An 18,161-nucleotide genomic window follows, 5' to 3' on the forward strand; every position below is an offset into this window, starting at 1 on the left:
TTCCTTACTGACCCGTGCCCTGTGGGCCTGGGAGCGAACCTTCGATCACCCCCGTCAATCTCTTATATTCCGTTATCAGACGCCGCGCTAATGCCCCCGGTGCCATAACAGCATAAACTGCATGGTCACGTCCGAAGACTGAAGCGAGCACCCGGCTCTCTAGCTGAATCACCGGCACATCCCGGTGCCCAGACATCAACCGTGAAAGCTCATCCCGACTGGCGTCTGCCGCACATATCACAACCCCAACCTGACCAGAAGCGATCCGCTCCCGGCACTTCTGGAATCCACAAACGGCTTCACCCGCTCGCCGCCCCAGACTGATACCATCCTGAAGACGCTTTGCCAGCCCCTCAGTAACGAGGTTGGGCAAATGTTCAGGAAGTTTTACCTGTCGGCGAGCTCCCCGCGCAAATACACGGGAAAGCTGTGGATTGCCAAGTACCTCACGATCAGCACAGAGCCACATGCCCCGACCGGGCAGACGCGCTGCCAAATCTGGCACAATGTCTCCGCCCGGCGCTACGACAAAGCGTAGCATATTCTCAGGGTGATCATGCCGACGGCTTAGCAAGCAACGCCTCAAGGAAACAGTGTGTTTACCCCCCTTCCTTGAGGGTCCGTCATCAATATCAAGACACTTAGACGTTGCTCGATTCTCCACCTTCAGGCGTCTCGCTCTGAGCTGAAGCGCCATCTGTAGCTGATGCCGATTCGTCACCTTCAAACCAGTGGGCGCGTGCAGCCATAATGATTTCATTAGCTTCGTCTTCGCTCAGACGCTCTTTCCCAAGAATCTCAACAAGCTCATCACCTGCCAAGTCAGCCAAATCATCTAAGGTCTTAATGCCTTTTTCACCAAGTTCTACAAGAATCTTTGGAGAAAAAGCACCCATAGCCACGATATCATCGGTAACACCAAGGGTCTTGCGCTCTTCATCAAGAGCACGCTCACGTCCCTCAAGATACTCGTTGGCACGATTCATGAGCTCTTCAGCGACGGTTTCATCAAAACCTTCAATGTCATGAAGCTCATGTGGCTCGGCATAAGCGAGATCTTCAATCGTGTGATAGCCCTCTGTTACCAGAAGCCCAGCAATCACGTCATCAACGTCTAGATGATCCACAAACAGTGCTGTCCGCTTGCGGAACTCCTCCTGACGTCGTTCAGATTCTTCAGCTTCAGTGAGAATATCAATATCCCACCGCGTCAGCTGGCTGGCAAGACGCACATTCTGCCCACGCCGGCCAATAGCCAAAGAAAGCTGCTCATCTGGCACCACCACTTCGACACGTCCGGCATCTTCATCCATCACCACTTTGGAGACTTCAGCTGGTGCCAAAGCGTTCACCACAAAGGTTGCTGCTTGTGGGCTCCAAGGGATGATATCAATCTTCTCACCCTGAAGCTCCGCCACAACAGCCTGAACGCGTGACCCGCGCATACCCACACAAGCACCGACAGGATCAATAGACGTGTCACGAGACAAAACAGCCATCTTTGCACGAGAGCCTGGATCACGTGCGACAGCCTTAATCTCAATAATCCCATCGTAGATCTCTGGTACTTCTTGAACAAAAAGCTTCGCCAAGAAACCTGGATGAGACCGTGATAGGAAAATCTGCGGGCCGCGTGGCTCATCCCGTACGTCGTAAATATATGCACGAATACGGTCGGAATTTCTAAAAGACTCGCGAGGGATCAGCTCATCACGGCGTAACAGCCCTTCTGCATGGCCAATTTCAACCATCAGATTACCGTATTCCGTCTGCTTGACGGTGCCGTTGACGATCTCGCCCACGCGATCCTTAAACTCATCATACTGGCGCTTACGTTCATATTCACGCACACGCTGCACGATCACCTGCTTCGCCGTTTGGGCTGCAATACGCCCAAAATCAATCGGCGGAAGCGGGTCAATCAGATGTTCACCTTCTTGAATATCGGACTGGAATTTCCGCGCGATATGCAAAGGAATCTGTGTATCTTCATTTTCAACCGTCTCGACCGCTTCAGTCCAACGGCTCAGGCGTACTTCGCCTGTTTTACGGTCGATCGTAGCACGAATATCTTTTTCATGCCCATATTTAGCCCGCCCAGCCTTCTGGATAGCCTGTTCCATTGCTTCCAGAACCTGCTCGCGCTCAATATTCTTTTCCCGGCATACTGCATCAGCAACGAGCAGCAGTTCGGGACGGGTAACAGACGTGTCCATTAGATCGGACCTCCAACCAGCATCAGACGGGTCATCATCAGTTCTTCTTCCCCGGCTTTTTAGGATTTAGTTTTGGCACACGGCCCTTTTTGCCGTTCTTTCCTTCCTCACCCTCTTCTGACGCTTCTGCAAGAGCGGCACTCGCCTCAATCAGCTCATCAGTCAAAACAAGGCGCGCTTTGCGCATATCCAGTAAAGGAAGAAGCACTTCATCTCCATTATCCAAGCGGATAAGAGCTGATTGCCCGCGCAGTCCAAGAACCGTCCCAGCAAAACGCTTCCGACCATCTATAGCGACATCCATTTCAAGACGCACCAGATGGCCTGCATAACGCTCCCAATCCTTAGGGCGCGTCATGGGTCGATCAATTCCAGCAGAGGAGACTTCCAGCATCCAAGCCCCTGGAATCGGGTCGTCTACATCCAAAACAGCCCCAACAGCGTGACTGATCTGTTCGCAATCATCAACAGTGATAAGAGCACCGTTACTACGGTCCGCCATGACCTGAACAGTCGGCGTTTCGTGACCGAGAACAGAGAGGCGCACCAGTTCAAAACCCATATCTTCAAGGGTTGGTGCAATCCGCTCTACAATACGCGTTTCGAGACCGCTTAAGCGTAAAATCCCGTTCGCTGGAAGCGTTGTGTCAGAAGAATGAGGAGTCTGGTCCAAAACAAAAAAGGCGGCCCGTCAGGGCCACCCCCCAAAAGAGCGGAAGTGAAAGGAAACGTCTTCTTGATACGGAAAGCCCTCACAGGATGCAAGTCTTTCCTTCTTTAAGGCTATCACACCGCTCTCACTTTTCACGATTCCACGCTTATTTCCTAAAAATCGTCCTTTCTGCACTCTAACATTGCATGCCATCATGCGATATTCTCCACCCATCATGGATCGAATGCAGAGGCGGACCATCACTTATCATGCTGACATCGCTTATTCCCCGACTCAGTAAAGCCATGCCGCTGATGATGGTAACATTTCTGTTACTTCTTGCCCTTCAGCTTAGCCTAATGCTCCATCTTTCTTGGCGCCTGCTCGTTCATTGGGCCGCCTTTCTTTTGGATGCTGGGCGCCCTTTATACCTACCACTTGGCGTCGTGACGTTCGCCTTGACGCTCTTGGGCGTTTTTTATGACCGTTCATCGGACCGTCTGCTCCAGCGTGGGTTACAACGCCGCAAAACAGTAACGACCTCTTTCCTCACTCTTTTCACGCATCGTCGCCACCTTGAGCAAATCATGGTGCGTGACCAGCACGAATCGTCCCTTAATGCAGAAGAGCTGGCAACGTCCTTACGCGCCCGTGTGATCGGACAGGACGCAATCTGCACAGATATTGCCCAGCAGCTTCGCAGGCGCTTAGCGCTCCGTGTGCATGACAAACCTGTTGGGATTTTCCTCTTCGCAGGGCCTGCTGGCAACGGGAAGAAATATCTCGCCAAGCAGCTCTCCCGCCATATGGATCGGCCTCTTCTCACTCTTGATGTGACCGATCTCTCAAGCCCTTATGCATTATCGCTGCTATGGGGGGCGCCTAATACACCCACCGGCGCCGCAACACCGGGCCTTTTGACACGGCAGGTTAAAGCACACCCAACCTCTATTATTGTGCTGGAAGATATTGAGAAAGCACATTCAGCCGTGCTGAAAAAGCTCCTCACCGCTTGGAATGATGGCGCTCTTCAAGACAACGCCACGCATGAAACATTTTCGATCAAACGGTGTATTTTCATCCTCACCTCTACTGTTGCAGCACAAGACCTCTCCCATTGTGCAGAACCCTCTGCACCCGATACGGAGCGCAGACGCAGTGATGCCGTTGCCCTTCTGCGCCGGGCGGATTTCCCAGCGGATATCCTCAACCGTCTTGACCGTCTCTTCCTCTTCCGCCCGCTGAGCGATCGCGATATGGCACGCGTTGCTGCTTTGGAAATGGAACAGATGGTCGAAGGATATGGCCTTCGCCTCCCTCCTGGTGGGGTGGACCCCACACCATTGCAACGCGTGATCACGCTCAATAAGGAACGTCACGTTATCAGCACGGTACGCGATCTGTTGCGTTTCGTTGAAGATATGATCAGTGATGGGCTGATTGCGGCTCAACAGCAAGGCAAACGCCGCGTTAAACTCACCTTCCATGATGGACGAATTATCGTGGAAAGTGATGACACCCACGATACACGCCTTGGCCAAACGAGCTTATAAGGATCAGAGTATGATGACCTCCCTCTATCACCTCTGGCATCGTGCTGGCCTTTGGCGTGCTTGCCTCATCATCAGCGCGCTCTCTTTAACGATGGCGGTTTTTCTGCCAACTGCCTCCTTAAAACACCTCGCCCCCTGGCTACCCGGCAAAGCGCCGCCTCTCCTTACCCCACCCAAAGACACAACACACCCACATCCCCCCGAGGGAGGTGGTGACACTGAAGGCGGCAAGGTCGCTTATTTAGACCCGTCACAAAGCGTGTCTGACCGTGCGCCATTAGCTGGACATGTCTTTCCGTTACCTGAAGGACAGTGGCACCCCGTACTTGCCGCACAAACCAACGATCGTGCAGCGTTCTCTTTCCTCGCCCTCATTCGCACTGATCATGGCGCCGTCACGGGTTTTATTACCCTTCAAACCAACCAAAATCCTGTGCCTGCAGAGTTAGTCGAAAGTCTTCTTACGCCATGCCATGATGACCGCAATTACACGAACCTCAACCAAGAGGCACCCGATATGGCCGATTGTGTGTATGTCGCCAATGCCGTGCTGGAAAAAGGAATGGTCAGTAATAATCCGCTGATTGCTGAAGCCGTCGCGCATGTTCAACAGCTCGGCTTTCCGCTCCCCCCTCTCATGATCGTAACGGGATGGCGTCATATTAGTGCCGCCAAAAACGGACTTGCCCAAACAGCCACTGAAGATGTCTTGCTCTCACCTTTAGACCGCGAAACGCATCAAATGCTCGCTCCACCTGATGTTTGGAGCAAAGAGACGATCGCCGCCAATCCAGTCGCTGAAGAATTCATCAATAAAATCCTTCATTGGGCGCCTTATTGGCAGAAAGGACTGCTTCAAGCCTTCATCGACCCTAAGAGCATTGAGTTCCTGCCCGTTGAAGCCACCCGTGACCCGATGGCCCCTCAATGATGCCCTTGGCCGACCACGCGACCAAGGCGCTTTTCGGCCATACGCGCAAGGCGGACAAAGGGGAGGCCAATCAATAAATAAGCCAGTCCCACCATTAAGCCCGTCCCCACATAATCGTAATATGTGGAGGAAAGGCGAATATAAGTCTGGCTTAGCTCTGTCAGCGTAATAACAGAGACCAATGAGCTATCTTTAATAAGCGCGATAAAGTCATTGGTCATCACGGGCACAACGGTACGAAAGGCTTGCGGCACGACGACCAAGCGCAGCGCCTGAAAATGTGTCATATTAAGCGCGATCGCTGCTTCCATCTGGCCACGTGGAACAGACAGCAAGCCGGCACGATAATTTTCAGCCTCATAGGCCGCATAATTAAAGCCCAACGACAGCACCCCTGCAACAAGAGGGGATAAACGAATCCCAAAAGCGGGAAGCCCATAGAAAATAAACAGTACTTGGATCAATAGCGGTGTACCACGCACAATTTCCACGTAAGTACCGCACAGAATCTTGATAGAAATTGCCCCATAATGCCGCCCCAAAGCGAGAACGACCCCCATGGCAACCGCTAAAATCATCGCCAAAGCCGAAACCGCTAGGGTCATCACCGCGCCTTGGCCAATCAGAGGAATGAACCTTACATAGCGATACATGATCGCATGAAAAGAGCTCCCCGACATACTCTCCATGGTACGGCGGTAGTCTTCCCATGCCTGGGGCTTAATATCGAGCGTCGTTTTATCGCCCGTATAGGCCGCCATTTGCGGCGTCCATAAGTTCCAACGCGCTAAAATGCGGTGCAACGTCCCATCATGTTGCAACGTGGTCAGAGCATGATCCACCGCGTCGCGCAATGCCGGATTGTCTTTTGGGAATGCAATGCCATAAGCGACCGTTCCAATCGGCGGCCCCACAAGCTTCATGTCATCTGAACCGTAATAATGAGCAATCGGCTCATCAATCAGAACCGCATCCAAACGGCCATTTTTTAGGTCTGAAAAAAGGTTTGTTTCTTCATCATAGGAACGAACGAACACGTTGTTTTGCTGTAATAAAAGACGCTCTGCTGCTGTATTTTTGATCGTCCCCACTGCATGGCCATTAAGAGCGGCAAGGCTCTCCAACCCCTGCTGATCACGCCGCACCATGATACGATCAGATGTCACATAATAAGGATGGCTAAACAGCACCGCTTCCTTATGCTCCGGCGTCATCTCAATGCCATCAATCACCATGGCATAGAGCCCACGAGACAATCCGGGGATAAGGCCGTCCCATCCATTTTGGATAAAGCGGGAATGGCGATGCACATGCTGGGCAATAGCGCCCATCAGCTCATATTCAAATCCCGTAACACGTCCCTCTTGAGCGGGGTCATGAAACACGTAAGGGACATTCGCTTCCCCATCTGACGCCCAAGGAAGGTCATGCTCATTTTGCGCTCCGGGCACCACTAAGGCCGAGCTTGCTTGAGCAGGACGTGATGTCAGTACAGACGCAGCACTGCCGAGCACCAGCAGACCACACACGATGAACCGCCCTAAAGCGCGCGCTATTGTTGGGGTCATGACAGCAATGTCCGTAGAAAGCGTCTTGTACGGGCCTCGCGTGGATTAGCAAACATCACGTCCGGATCACCACTTTCCACAATTTGCCCTTCTTCCAAATACAGCACCCGGTCTGACGCAGCGCGCGCAAAGCGCATATCATGCGTTACAACCAACTGTGTCATGCCCTCCTCATCAAGAGCGCGCATGACGGAAAGCACTTCCTCAGAAAGCTCCGGATCCAAAGCTGACGTTGGCTCGTCATACAGCATCACGGAAGGGCGCATGGCCAAAGCCCTCGCAATCGCCGCACGCTGCTTCTGCCCGCCAGACAGCCGGTCTGGATAACGATCTTTCACCGCCCCAAGCCCTACCTTCTTTAGCAGCTCACATGCGATACGACGTGCCGCCTCATGATCCATCTTTTTCACATGAACCGGGGCCATCATGACATTGTCCAACACGGAGCGATGGGGAAAAAGATTAAAGGACTGAAAAACCATCCCAACATGAGCCCGCAACCGATGGGCCTGCGCTTCATCGCGCCGGTGCCAATGACGCGGACTGGTCAACTCCACATCTTCAATACGCACATTCCCCGCATCGGGATGTTCTAAAAAATTGAGACAACGCAAAAAAGTCGATTTACCGCAGCCAGAAGGGCCAATGATGGAAATCAACTCGCCACGTTCAACCTCTAGGGAGATTCCACGTAATATGTCATTATCACCAAAGGACTTTCGTATATCCTTTGCTTGGAGCACCATATCTGTCAGTTCTGGCTTTCCTTCTCACCGCACGATAAAGCACACGACCCACAGGGCCTCTATGGTGATATTCCCATAACGATATTCACCACCCTACGCATAGCCTTCTTTTAAAGAAGAAGGCTTTTTTCTCCTTATAGCTCAGACCTCTATAACATACTTATGATCCCACCCCCTCTTCTATCACTTAAGAATATTTGCGTCTCACGCGGGGAAAGAACCGTCCTTCATAATATTTCTCTTACCTTATGTAGCGGAGAAGCTCTCCTCGTGACAGGAGAGAATGGCTCTGGAAAATCAACATTACTCCGCGCTATTGCCGGACTATGCCCTCTTGATAAAGGGTCTATAGACACTCCCACAGCCATCGGCTGGTTGAGCCATCACAATGCTCTCAAACTTTCCTTAACAGTCTACGAAAATCTCACGCTGTTTTCCTCTCCCCCTCAAGCCCAACTCACCGATGCCCTGTGCGCTCTCGGTTTGGAAAAATTGCGTGATACACCCACACGCCATCTTTCCGCTGGACAACAACGCCGAGTAGCTTTCGCAAGGCTATTGCTGAATCCCGCCTCCCTTTGGCTGCTCGATGAACCAACAACGAGTATGGATGGCACCCATATCACCCAAGTCGAATCACTTATCCAAAGCCATTGCCAACAAGGGGGAGCCGCCTTGGTCATCTCTCATACCCCTCTCTGCCTCCCTACTGGCAAAACACTCACACTGACGCCCCATCAATCCGAGGAGTTCTGTTGGTGAGCCCCCATGTCATCACTATGCTCAAAAGAGAACTGCTGCTCGCACGCCGCAGCGGTGCTGACACGCTGAGCTCTGTGCTCTTTTTCCTCTTATCTGGCTGTTTGTTTCCCCTCGCCTTAGGCCCATCCCCCCTTCTGCTGCACCATATGGGGCCAGGGATCATTTGGGTCTGTGCCCTGCTGGCAAGTCTACTGCCTCTTGAAAAGCTCTTCACAGCTGATTTTGAGGATGGATCTCTTGATCTTTTGATGATGAGCTCTGTGCCAACGTCCATGATTGCGCTGAGTAAGATGATCACACATTGGCTCACAAGCGGGCTTCCTGTCTTACTCAGCAGCCTTCTGCTCGGCGTGATGTTTCACCTCTCCACACAAGAGCTTTTTATCCTGCTTATTAGCCTCGCCCTCGGCAGTCTAACCTTTTCCCTCATTGGCGGTATGGTTGCAGCAATGATGCTTGGAGCACGCCGGGCCGGGGCTCTACTGCCACTGCTCGTGCTTCCCTTAAGCACGCCCTCTCTCATTTTCGGCGCGGCAAGCTCATATTCTGTTCAACTAGGAAACTCAATATCAGCAGGATTAAGCCTTCTTGGAGGGGTCTTTTTGGCCGCTCTCGCCCTCTGCCCCCTTGCGGCAGGTTTAGGGCTGCGGGAAGCATGCCGCTAAGAAAAAAGGCCGCCCTATAAAAGAGCGGCCTTTGAGCTGTTACGCGTCTTGTTGGCGCGCCACAAAATTTTCGAGCCAGTGGATCGTATAATCCCCAGCCTGGAATTCAGGATCATCCAAAATCTTCTGGTGAAGGGGAATAACTGTTTTGACCCCTTCAACCACGCATTCCAACAACGCACGTTTCATACGAGAAATCGCTTCAGCCCGTGTTGGTGCATGAACGATCAGCTTAGCGACCATGCTGTCATAATAAGGAGGGATTTTGTAGCCAGCAAAAAGAGCACTATCCATCCGCACCCCAAGACCACCGGGAGCATGAAACACGGTCACGGTTCCCGGGTTTGGCGCAAATGTCAGCGGATCCTCAGCATTGATACGGCATTCAATGGCATGGCCACGCGGCACGATATCTTCTTGGCGATAGCTCAACTTTTCACCAGCAGCCACCAAGATTTGCTCACGCACCAAATCCACACCACAGATCATCTCCGTCACGGGATGCTCAACTTGCAGACGCGTATTCATCTCGATGAAGCAGAACTGCCCATCCTGGTACAGAAATTCCAGCGTTCCCGCATTACGATAGCCCATGCGAGCCAGAGCTTCTGTCACTGTCTGGCCAATCTGGTTACGCTGCTCTTCTGTAATAACAGGGGAGCCTGCCTCTTCCAGAAGCTTCTGATGACGACGCTGCAACGAACAGTCACGCTCTCCGAAATGAACCACCTGGCCATGCGTATCCCCCATGACCTGAAGCTCAATATGACGAGGGCGATCAAGATATTTCTCGAGATAGACCTCATCATTACCGAAAGCTGCTAAAGCCTCTGTGCGCGCCACGCTCCATGCTTCAGCGATATCATCCGCCGTATGGGCAACCTTCATGCCACGGCCACCACCACCAGCAGCGGCCTTAATCAGCACAGGATACCCGACTTTTTCTGCAACATCGCGAGCCGCATTGAGGTCTGCCAGAGCCCCATCCGACCCTGGCACCAACGGCACGCCGAGGTCCTCCATGGTCGTCTTCGCGGTAATCTTATCACCCATCATCCGAATATGCTCAGCCGTCGGACCAATGAACGCCATACCGTGTGCTTCTACCGTCTCAGCAAACTCAGCATTTTCCGACAAAAAGCCGTAGCCAGGATGGATCGCATCCGCACCCGTCATTGTCGCAGCTGACAAGATAGCCGGCACATTCAAATACGAGTCCCGCGAGCTAGGCGGGCCGATGCACACCGCTTCATCAGCCAGGCGCACATGCATCGCGTCAGAATCCGCTGTGGAATGCACGGCAACGGTACGAATCCCCATTTCGCGGCAAGCACGCAGGATTCGGAGAGCAATCTCGCCACGATTGGCGATGAGAATCTTAGAAAACATCACTCAATAATCGCCAGTGGAGCCCCAAATTCGACCGGTTCTCCCGCATTGACGCAGTATTTTACCAACGTACCAGAGCGCGGAGCTTTGATCTGGTTAAAGGTCTTCATAGCTTCAATGAGCATAATCGTCTGACCTTCCGTCACCTTGCCACCATCCTGAACGAAAGGCGGAGAAGACGGATCTGGCGAGAGATAAGCCACGCCAACCATTGGGCTAGGAACCATCCCCGGATGTGATGCAGGGTCAGCCGCTGCTGGAGCCGCACTCTCAGCAGGCGCCGCTGCTTGTGCTGGGGCAGGAGCCGCCGCTGGCGCAGCGAGCGGTGCTGCTTGCACGCTCACTTCACGTGCGACACGAATGCGGCTATCCGCCTCAGAGACTTCAATTTCGGTCAGGCCAGTGTCCGTTAGGATATCGGCCAACGCCCGAATAGCCTCCTTATCTACGAGCATACGGCTCATCCTTCATCTTCAATTATGTCCGCCATCGCCTGAAGTGCATGGGCGTAACCACGCACTCCCAGCCCACAGATCACCCCGCAGGCTGCCTGGGAAACATAGCTATGATGGCGAAATGCTTCCCGGCGATGGATATTCGAAATATGCACCTCTATCACAGGGCACTCAATCGCATGCAACGCGTCAAGCAATGCGATAGATGTATGACCATAAGCCGCTGGATTAATCACAACCCCACTGGCACGACCACGACATTCTTGCACCCATGATACGAGTTCCCCTTCACCGTTGGTCTGGCGAAAATCAATCGCCACATCAAGGCGTTCAGCTGCCTGAATACACACCTGCTCAACATCATCAAGCGTGGCATGGCCATAGATGTCAGGCTGGCGTAGGCCAAGCATATTTAGGTTAGGTCCATTGAGAACCACAATCAGGGGTCGTTTCATCTGTGCACCTGATAGCATCGTCATCACGTTCAGGAAAGATACACTCTAACACGGAAATGACAGAAGTGCTGTTTTGTTGTATAATTGTTCCATGATCGCTCATTTTAGACCTCCCAAAGGGCGTGCTTCCGTGGTTCGCTTTACCCACACCCTGCTTGTTGCTGGTCTTCCTGCCTCTGCCTTTTTGGGCAGTGGATATGCACAAGCGAGCCAACACCAGCAAAACACTCACACAGCACGTGCTGTTCAGACAGGTTTAGCAAGCTGGTATGGGGGGAGCGTCTTTCAGTCTAAACGAACCGCGCAGGGACAGCGCTTTGACCATCATGCTCTGACCGCAGCGCACCGCACGCTCCCTTTTGGAACGAAAGTTCTTGTTCAGTCCCCCAAGACCCATCGCTCCGTTATCGTGACGATCAATGACCGCGGGCCCTTTACACATCACCGCATTATAGACCTCTCCCGTGGGGCAGCCGAACAACTTGGCATGATGAAGCATGGCGTCGTGCCGGTCTCTCTCACGATTCTACGGCCTAGCCTCCCTATCAAAGAGAAGCACTCTTAAGCACTGTAGTGAGGCACGAAAGACCTTAGGTCTCTGTGTCCTTATCAGAAGCTGCCTCTGTAGAGAGCCCCTTTTCGGCCCTGATATATTTCCGTCGTGCTCGCTCTTCCAGCTCTGAATTAATCACGCCACCGAAAAGAACGACATAAGCGCTGACAAACAGCCACATCATGACAGCGGCCACCGCTCCGAGTGGCCCATATGTGGCACTATAGCTTGCAAAATGTGCCACATACCAAGAAAAGCCGAGCGATGTAACGACCCAAAGAAGCGTGGCGACCAAAGCACCTGGGAAAATCAAGCGCCACAACGTCCAATCACGACAGGGAGCAATCCGATAAAGAACCGTCATCGCTGTAAAAACAAAGAGCAGCATAATGGCAGGCGCAAGCCAATGAACCATCATGGGTGTTCCCTTCTCCACCAAAAAGTGAAGCCCGGGAGGAATATGATTAAAATCTATTCCCAGATATTCCAGATAATGCGGCAAATAATCTGCAATAGCTGGAGCGGCCACCATCAAAGCCAAGGTGAGGCAAGCCCCTAAAACACCCATCAACGTGGTGCCAAAAGCAAGACATTGAAAGCTTAGAAAGCCGCGCGTCTCTTTCGTATGGTAGGTAATATTTAAAGCCGACAGCATCGCCCGGCTACTCGCCGTTGCAGACCACATCGTAATGGCCAACGAAAAAACCAGCCCTAACGTTAATGAGGAGTGCGACTCCATCACCAGCGTATGAATGCGATCACCGATCAGCGAATACGCCGATGTTGGCAAAAGATTCCTTAAAATATTCAACTGCGGTTCAACTGTATGGATGTCAAACACCAGTCCATAAACAGAGATAAGCGCCGTTATAGCCGGGAAAAGAGACAATGTTGCATAGAAAGCGCAGCCAGCAGCACTTAATGACGTCTGACTGTCTCCTGTATGCACCAAGATTTGACGACAAATAGTCCGCCAACCAGCTGGTCGTGGTGGAGCATCTGGTTTTACGTCATTTGCACTCGACACGCATTATCCTCTCTATGGTTCACACTCTTATTCTGTGCTGGAGTTCCATCATTTCTCGTCAATGCACCAGAACTCCTCTATTACTCATTTTTTGATAAGAAAACCCTTACTTTCGAAACGAGAAAAGCACACTTAATGAGCAGAAAAGGGGTCTTTGTTACAACAGTCACAGAAACAATAAGGCCCCGTTTTAGAAAAATCGTTTTAATTTATGGCAAAAGAACTACACAAGACTTGCATTCTTAGCGAGAATAGGCTTTTCACGCACTCCACGCAGCAACGCACGTGCCACTGGCCCTCTCGCGGTTACGCAACGACGTCAAGCGTTCTGGCTCCTGTAGGCTGTCTAAGCACCCTTAGGCTCTAAGACAGGACTTCGCCGGTCCGTTCGACCGTTTCGCAACATCCTGGCGGGGCCTTTCCCCGTTTTTCAGGACGATTCTGGGAAGTGAGTATTATGACTCCCAAAATAACTCGTTTTCTCACTCAAAACGATCCGGCAACACCCTGCCTTATCGTTGACCTTGATTCTGTTGAGCAACAGTTCAGCACGATGAAACATCATTTTGATGGTGCGTCTATTTATTATGCCATCAAGGCCAACCCGGCCCCAGCTATCTTAAAGCGCCTTAACGCGCTCGGGGCTTTTTTCGACGTTGCGTCTCTTGGGGAAATACAGCAATGCCTCGCAGCTGGCATTAGCGCAGAAAAACTCTCCTTTGGTCATACCGTCAAAAACACGCATGCTCTGCGCGAAGCCCACAAGCTTGGCGTATCGCTCTTTGCCTTTGACTGTGAAGAAGAGCTTCATAAAATTGCACGTTATGCACCAAATTCGCGTGTTTTTTGCCGGTTAACCGTCCTCAACACAGGAGCGGATTGGCCTTTGTCAGATAAGTTTGGCACAACAACTGACCATGCTTATGAGCTGATGCTTCAAGCGGAACAGCTAAACCTTAAGGCCACTGGCCTTTCTTTCCATGTCGGCAGCCAACAAACATCGGCAGAAGCATATCAGCAGGCCATTGCACAGGCATCCACTCTTTTTCAGCGCCTTCAAAGCCAAGGCCTTGCTCTGGATCTGCTCAATATTGGCGGAGGACTTCCAAGCCATTACACAAGAAGCGTGCCTGATATAGACTATTTCTCCACCGCCATTAATCAGGCTTTATCAGAGCATTTCCCTCACCAGAGACCACGTATCATGCTAGAACCTGGCCGTGCCCTCGTCGGTGATGCTGGTGTTGTCCGCAGTGAGGTCGTCCTGACAAGCCGCCGCGGTGGCGCCCCGACAGACCCTCGTTGGGTCTATCTAGACATTGGCCGTTTCGGCGGTCTGGCAGAAACAGAAGGCGAAGCTATTCGCTATCGTTTCCGCACTCCCCATGACGACACGTCACACAGCCAGTCTCCCTGCATCATCGCCGGCCCTACCTGTGATAGCGTTGATGTTATGTATGAAAAAAACCGCATGACGCTCCCCGATGAACTCGCATCGGGAGATAAAATTTTGATCCTCGCAACCGGAGCCTATGTCTCAACGTACTGCTCAACAGGCTTTAATGGCTTCGCTCCTTTGAACGAATATTACATTTAAGCCCCAGAAGCCCCCTCACTTTAGAGGGGGCTGCCTCTTTACTGGCATGGCAAATGTTTGTTCCAGCGCTTCATATTCGCCTTCACATCTTGAACAAAGGCAGAATGACGAACACCACTCAAAAAAATCTTTTGCATCATTCGCCCCAGCCCACGCGTAGGGCGTTCAAACTGAATAAATAAAATACATCGTAGTTCATCAGTCTTGTTACGCACGTGATGGCGATAGGTATCGTCAAACACGAAAGCCTTACCATTTTTCCATGCAACACGCTGACCGGCGATTTCAATCCAACAGTCTTTTGGATCTTTCGGAACATCAATGCCCATATGGCAATTCAACATACCTTTTGTCACACCATAATGAGCCGGAATAACGCCTCCTGGCTCCAAAATAGAAAAAAGTGCTGAACATAACCCAGGGATACCGCCAACAAGCTGAGCGGTAACCGGAGCTTTGGCACAATTTTCAGGAACTTTCAGTCCATACCCAAACAGGAAAAAAGATTTCCACCGCTGGTCGGGTGCAATACGCCGATGATCAGGCGACAGCTCCCTCAGGGCCGGCACATTTTCACGCGCTTCCATCAAAGCACGAAACTCTTCTGCAATAAGCGGGTAAGCCTTCTCCAAAGCCCCCCCCCATGGGAAGAGATCCTTCTTCACAAAAGGCTCATTGGGCACGCATGAATCACGCGCGATGATCCAATTCACCAATGGGCGTAATTTCTTCCCCATACGCACCAATAATGGTCGTTTTTTCTTACTCTCTTTTCCTATACTCATCGTCAACTTCCTTAAGAAGGACTACAATAAAACTATCTATTCATGTTTAACATCCGTAAACGGTTCCTATCATAGAACAAACTCTATTATTATATTAAGGAATATATCTTATGCCTGACATGCATATTTTCTATATCTTATCATTTCTCTTCTTCAAGAGACTGCAACTCGACTAAATGGCGGTACATACCACCTTGCTGGGACATGAGTTGACTATGCGTTCCATCTTCCACAACATCACCTTTTTGGAAGACGAGAATACGATCCAATTCACGCACAGTGGACAAACGATGCGCGACAACCAAAACAGTACGCGTCGCCATGAGACGTTTCATGGCCTCTTGCACGAGGCTTTCAGACTCTGAATCCAGGCTGGCCGTCGCTTCATCAAAAATAATAATCGGTGCTTGGGTAAGAAAAGCCCGCGCAATCGCGACACGCTGGCGCTCCCCACCAGAGAGCTTAACGCCACGCTCTCCCACCATGGTTTCATACCCTTCAGGCAAGCGCTCAATAAACGCACTCGCATTGGCAAACGTCGCGGCTTCTATGATCTCGGCACGACTTGCTGTTGGGCGTCCATACGCAATATTATCGGCAAGCGAACGATGAAACAGAATGGGCTCTTGAGGAACAAGAGCGATCTGTTTCCTCAAGCTTTCTTGCGTAACATCAGCGATGACCTGCCCATCAATCAAAATCGCGCCCTCCTGCACGTCATAAAGACGTTGCAAAAGCCGAGTAAGGGTCGTTTTCCCCGATCCACTCGCCCCAACGAGCGCCACACGTGACCCTGCAGGAATATCCAAAGACAGGCCCCGATAAATCGGGTCTTTTTGAGAAGGATAACGGAACGTCACATTTTGAACCGTAATCGCGCCACCTTGCGTGATGCGAAGAGGATGCGCCCCCGGCTTATCTTCCACCCCCGGCGTCAGACGAAAGAGCGCTACCAGCTCCTCCATCTCATTAACCGAACGCTGCACTTGGCTGACCTGCTGGCCAAGATCACGCAAATACCCTTGGATGAGGAACATCATCGTAAGCACGTAAGCCACATCCCCCGGGCCAGCCTCACCCTCCCACCATAAGAAGACAGCGAGACCAATCATCACGACACGCATGATCAGCGTGTAGGATGCCTGCAAATTCGCGCTATTGGTTCCACGCACCCAGCTCCACAATGTACGCCGGCTCCACAAAAACGAAAGACGGCTGAGATGACGCTCTTCGCGATGTTCAGCGCCAAACGCCTTCACCACGCTATTACAGGTGATGGAATCAGCCAGCGCCGCGCCTATTTTCGTATCCCATTGGTTTGACAGCCGAGCACTCGGCGCCACGTAACGCAACGCCAGCTGCACAGACACAAAGGCAAACAACACAACCGCTCCCCCTAAGACGCACCCCATCAATGGAGAGCGAACCATCAGCACCAATGTTGTCCCTATGAGGACGAGGAGTTCCGGCACAATAAGGAGGAGGAGCGTGTCATCTAACGTATCAATCGCCCAGATACCGCGTGTCAGACGGCGCACCGTTGAGCCTGCAAAGGTGTTGGCGTGCCAATCTGCTGAGAAACGCTGCACACGAGCAAACGCCTCACTCAGCGTTCTGCGCATAATCGCCAGACTAAAGCGGCTAATCCCTATGTAAGAGACCCGCCGCCCCATCACCGCAACGAGGCCTAACACCAGCAATCCGCTGACCATAAGCAACGCATCATGCAACAACGACTGCCGCATCGGCTCAGCTTGATGAACCGGCGTGGAAATATCACCGACCAAACGCCCCGCTAAAAGCGGCGTGCAAATATCAGCAAGCGTTGCCAATGCCACACCACCAAGAGTGCGGCTAAGCAGAGCTGGATGATTAAGCCAGCGCTGAACCACAAAACGCAGCGTTTCCCCAAAAGAGACAGTAGAACGATCCGACTTTTGGCGAAACTGTGCTGAATGATTAGGCGTATGTGACACAAACACTCCTTTTCTGGGCCATTCTCTTCTCTATGCCATATCATCCCTAAAGCCGTCGATTTTTTATGATATAAGCCCATCCCGTAATGCTCTCGGCTTTCTTTTGTGATGGAGATGACGACATCGTGGCGCCTTCAACCCGTAACGCTCGCACGACCGGCCCAAAAATAATGAGCCGCACAGCTGTCAAGTCTTTCATGACGGCGCTCTCCCACATCTATCCTGATGCAGAAAGTGAGCTCATTTTCCGTAATACGTTCGAGCTTCTCGTCAGCGTTGTTCTCTCCGCTCAAGCCACGGATAAATCCGTCAACAAAGCCACCAAGGGCCTTTTTGAAGAAGCACCTGACCCTCGCACGATGGCAGCTCTTGGGGAAGAAGGCATTGCCCGTCATATCCGCACCATCGGCCTCTGGCGGGCCAAGGCCCATAATGTGGCTCTTCTGTGCCAACAGCTCCTCGACCGTCATCAAGGCGAAGTTCCTTCTGACCGCGCCTCTCTTGAAGCTCTCCCAGGCGTGGGGCGCAAAACGGCCAATGTCGTGCTTAATGTCGCTTTTGACCAAGACACGATGGCCGTTGATACCCACATCTTCCGTCTCAGCAATCGCACGGGCCTCGCTCCGGGGAAAAACGTGCGGGTGGTTGAAAAAGAGCTCGTTGCGCGTATTCCCAAAAAGATGCTGCGCCCCTCCCATCATTGGCTCATTCTTCTGGGGCGCTATATCTGTAAAGCACGAAGCCCCGAATGCTGGCACTGCCCCGTCACGGAATGGTGCCTCAACCCCGACAAAGCGCTAACCCCTCCTCCAACTAAAAAAATACGTTAGG

The 18,161-nt window shown here is 52.0% G+C and carries 18 protein-coding genes; 7 read left to right on the forward strand and 11 right to left on the reverse strand.

Features of this window, described 5'->3' with window-relative positions; all coding sequences use genetic code 11:
* Nucleotides 1-4 precede the first annotated feature (4 nt).
* From F457_RS12180 to rimP, 3 genes are all read right to left on the reverse strand, one after another.
* Entirely contained in the window at nt 5-574 is a 570-nt protein-coding gene (locus F457_RS12180) for a DUF448 domain-containing protein (protein ID WP_245539112.1), read from the reverse strand.
* A 67-nt stretch (nt 575-641) separates the two neighbouring features.
* A complete protein-coding gene (gene nusA / locus F457_RS0104745) occupies nt 642-2,216 on the reverse strand; it encodes a transcription termination factor NusA (RefSeq protein ID WP_018979992.1) in 1,575 nt (524 codons plus the stop codon).
* Between the two features lie 37 nt (nt 2,217-2,253).
* Complete coding sequence (rimP, locus tag F457_RS0104750; RefSeq protein ID WP_018979993.1) at nt 2,254-2,889, reverse strand: ribosome maturation factor RimP; 636 nt, start codon at nt 2,887-2,889, stop codon at nt 2,254-2,256.
* A 248-nt stretch (nt 2,890-3,137) separates the two neighbouring features.
* On the opposite strand from rimP, the gene F457_RS0104755 reads away from it, so the two are divergent.
* Entirely contained in the window at nt 3,138-4,421 is a 1,284-nt protein-coding gene (locus F457_RS0104755) for an AAA family ATPase (protein WP_018979994.1), read from the forward strand.
* Nucleotides 4,422-4,431: 10 nt separating this feature from the next.
* Nucleotides 4,432-5,352 (forward strand): hypothetical protein, encoded by a 921-nt coding sequence (locus tag F457_RS12185; protein WP_018979995.1) that lies wholly within the window; start codon nt 4,432-4,434, stop codon nt 5,350-5,352.
* Here the strand turns inward: F457_RS12185 and F457_RS0104765 are convergent.
* Together F457_RS0104765 and F457_RS0104770 are read right to left on the reverse strand one after the other, a co-directional pair.
* Nucleotides 5,346-6,920: an ABC transporter substrate-binding protein/permease gene (locus F457_RS0104765; protein ID WP_018979996.1), complete on the reverse strand. Its 1,575-nt coding sequence runs from the start codon at nt 6,918-6,920 to the stop codon at nt 5,346-5,348. The genes F457_RS12185 and F457_RS0104765 overlap by 7 nt on opposite strands.
* A complete protein-coding gene (locus F457_RS0104770) occupies nt 6,917-7,666 on the reverse strand; it encodes an amino acid ABC transporter ATP-binding protein (RefSeq protein WP_018979997.1) in 750 nt (249 codons plus the stop codon). The genes F457_RS0104765 and F457_RS0104770 overlap by 4 nt, the downstream gene beginning before the upstream one ends.
* A 162-nt stretch (nt 7,667-7,828) precedes the next feature.
* Here F457_RS0104770 and ccmA point away from each other — a divergent pair, with 162 nt between their 5' ends.
* Complete coding sequence (gene ccmA / locus F457_RS12190; protein ID WP_018979998.1) at nt 7,829-8,428, forward strand: heme ABC exporter ATP-binding protein CcmA; 600 nt, start codon at nt 7,829-7,831, stop codon at nt 8,426-8,428.
* A gap of 17 nt (nt 8,429-8,445) precedes the next feature.
* A complete protein-coding gene (gene ccmB / locus F457_RS0104780; protein WP_040920831.1) occupies nt 8,446-9,093 on the forward strand; it encodes a heme exporter protein CcmB in 648 nt (215 codons plus the stop codon).
* 39 nt (nt 9,094-9,132) lie between these two features.
* Here ccmB and accC read toward each other — a convergent pair whose 3' ends face one another.
* The 3 genes from accC to aroQ are packed head-to-tail and all read right to left on the reverse strand — an operon-like array spanning nt 9,133 to nt 11,392.
* Nucleotides 9,133-10,482 (reverse strand): acetyl-CoA carboxylase biotin carboxylase subunit, encoded by a 1,350-nt coding sequence (gene accC / locus F457_RS0104785; protein WP_018980000.1) that lies wholly within the window; start codon nt 10,480-10,482, stop codon nt 9,133-9,135.
* Nucleotides 10,482-10,946, reverse strand: coding sequence for an acetyl-CoA carboxylase biotin carboxyl carrier protein (locus tag F457_RS0104790; RefSeq protein ID WP_018980001.1), 465 nt, complete (start codon nt 10,944-10,946; stop codon nt 10,482-10,484). Before F457_RS0104790 ends, accC begins: the two co-directional genes overlap by 1 nt.
* Nucleotides 10,943-11,392 (reverse strand): type II 3-dehydroquinate dehydratase, encoded by a 450-nt coding sequence (gene aroQ / locus F457_RS0104795; protein ID WP_026294202.1) that lies wholly within the window; start codon nt 11,390-11,392, stop codon nt 10,943-10,945. Before aroQ ends, F457_RS0104790 begins: the two co-directional genes overlap by 4 nt.
* Nucleotides 11,393-11,522: 130 nt before the next feature.
* Between aroQ and F457_RS12195 the strand changes: the two genes are divergently transcribed.
* Nucleotides 11,523-11,957 (forward strand): septal ring lytic transglycosylase RlpA family protein, encoded by a 435-nt coding sequence (locus tag F457_RS12195; protein WP_245539113.1) that lies wholly within the window; start codon nt 11,523-11,525, stop codon nt 11,955-11,957.
* Between the two features lie 25 nt (nt 11,958-11,982).
* Here the strand turns inward: F457_RS12195 and F457_RS0104805 are convergent, their stop codons facing one another.
* Nucleotides 11,983-12,972 (reverse strand): YihY/virulence factor BrkB family protein, encoded by a 990-nt coding sequence (locus tag F457_RS0104805; RefSeq protein WP_018980004.1) that lies wholly within the window; start codon nt 12,970-12,972, stop codon nt 11,983-11,985.
* 457 nt (nt 12,973-13,429) lie between these two features.
* Here F457_RS0104805 and F457_RS0104810 point away from each other — a divergent pair, with 457 nt between their 5' ends.
* Entirely contained in the window at nt 13,430-14,569 is a 1,140-nt protein-coding gene (locus F457_RS0104810) for a type III PLP-dependent enzyme (protein ID WP_018980005.1), read from the forward strand.
* Nucleotides 14,570-14,607: 38 nt separating this feature from the next.
* Here the strand turns inward: F457_RS0104810 and F457_RS0104815 are convergent, their stop codons facing one another.
* A complete protein-coding gene (locus tag F457_RS0104815) occupies nt 14,608-15,354 on the reverse strand; it encodes an aspartyl/asparaginyl beta-hydroxylase domain-containing protein (protein WP_018980006.1) in 747 nt (248 codons plus the stop codon).
* Between the two features lie 140 nt (nt 15,355-15,494).
* On the reverse strand, nt 15,495-17,330 hold the full coding sequence (locus F457_RS0104820; RefSeq protein ID WP_018980007.1) for an ABC transporter ATP-binding protein: 1,836 nt from the start codon (nt 17,328-17,330) through the stop codon (nt 15,495-15,497).
* A 170-nt stretch (nt 17,331-17,500) separates the two neighbouring features.
* Between F457_RS0104820 and nth the strand changes: the two genes are divergently transcribed.
* The gene (gene nth / locus F457_RS0104825) at nt 17,501-18,160 is read left to right on the forward strand and encodes an endonuclease III (RefSeq protein WP_026294203.1); all 660 of its coding nucleotides are present in this window, start codon (nt 17,501-17,503) and stop codon (nt 18,158-18,160) included.
* The last annotated feature ends 1 nt before the right edge of the window (nt 18,161 follow it).

The sequence above is a fragment of the Saccharibacter floricola DSM 15669 genome (assembly GCF_000378165.1).
Lineage (GTDB): Bacteria > Pseudomonadota > Alphaproteobacteria > Acetobacterales > Acetobacteraceae > Saccharibacter > Saccharibacter floricola.

What these genes read in the sequence shown, in the direction of transcription:
- nusA (WP_018979992.1), bottom strand. Translation starts at nt 2,216, where the DNA reads ATGGACACGTCTGTTACCCGTCCCGAACTGCTGCTCGTTGCTGATGCA.
- F457_RS0104755 (WP_018979994.1), top strand. Translation starts at nt 3,138, where the DNA reads ATGCTGACATCGCTTATTCCCCGACTCAGTAAAGCCATGCCGCTGATG.
- F457_RS12185 (WP_018979995.1), top strand. Translation starts at nt 4,432, where the DNA reads ATGATGACCTCCCTCTATCACCTCTGGCATCGTGCTGGCCTTTGGCGT.
- F457_RS0104765 (WP_018979996.1), bottom strand. Translation starts at nt 6,920, where the DNA reads ATGACCCCAACAATAGCGCGCGCTTTAGGGCGGTTCATCGTGTGTGGT.
- F457_RS0104770 (WP_018979997.1), bottom strand. Translation starts at nt 7,666, where the DNA reads ATGGTGCTCCAAGCAAAGGATATACGAAAGTCCTTTGGTGATAATGAC.
- ccmA (WP_018979998.1), top strand. Translation starts at nt 7,829, where the DNA reads ATGATCCCACCCCCTCTTCTATCACTTAAGAATATTTGCGTCTCACGC.
- ccmB (WP_040920831.1), top strand. Translation starts at nt 8,446, where the DNA reads ATGCTCAAAAGAGAACTGCTGCTCGCACGCCGCAGCGGTGCTGACACG.
- accC (WP_018980000.1), bottom strand. Translation starts at nt 10,482, where the DNA reads ATGTTTTCTAAGATTCTCATCGCCAATCGTGGCGAGATTGCTCTCCGA.
- F457_RS0104790 (WP_018980001.1), bottom strand. Translation starts at nt 10,946, where the DNA reads ATGAGCCGTATGCTCGTAGATAAGGAGGCTATTCGGGCGTTGGCCGAT.
- aroQ (WP_026294202.1), bottom strand. Translation starts at nt 11,392, where the DNA reads ATGAAACGACCCCTGATTGTGGTTCTCAATGGACCTAACCTAAATATG.
- F457_RS0104810 (WP_018980005.1), top strand. Translation starts at nt 13,430, where the DNA reads ATGACTCCCAAAATAACTCGTTTTCTCACTCAAAACGATCCGGCAACA.
- F457_RS0104815 (WP_018980006.1), bottom strand. Translation starts at nt 15,354, where the DNA reads ATGAGTATAGGAAAAGAGAGTAAGAAAAAACGACCATTATTGGTGCGT.
- nth (WP_026294203.1), top strand. Translation starts at nt 17,501, where the DNA reads ATGAGCCGCACAGCTGTCAAGTCTTTCATGACGGCGCTCTCCCACATC.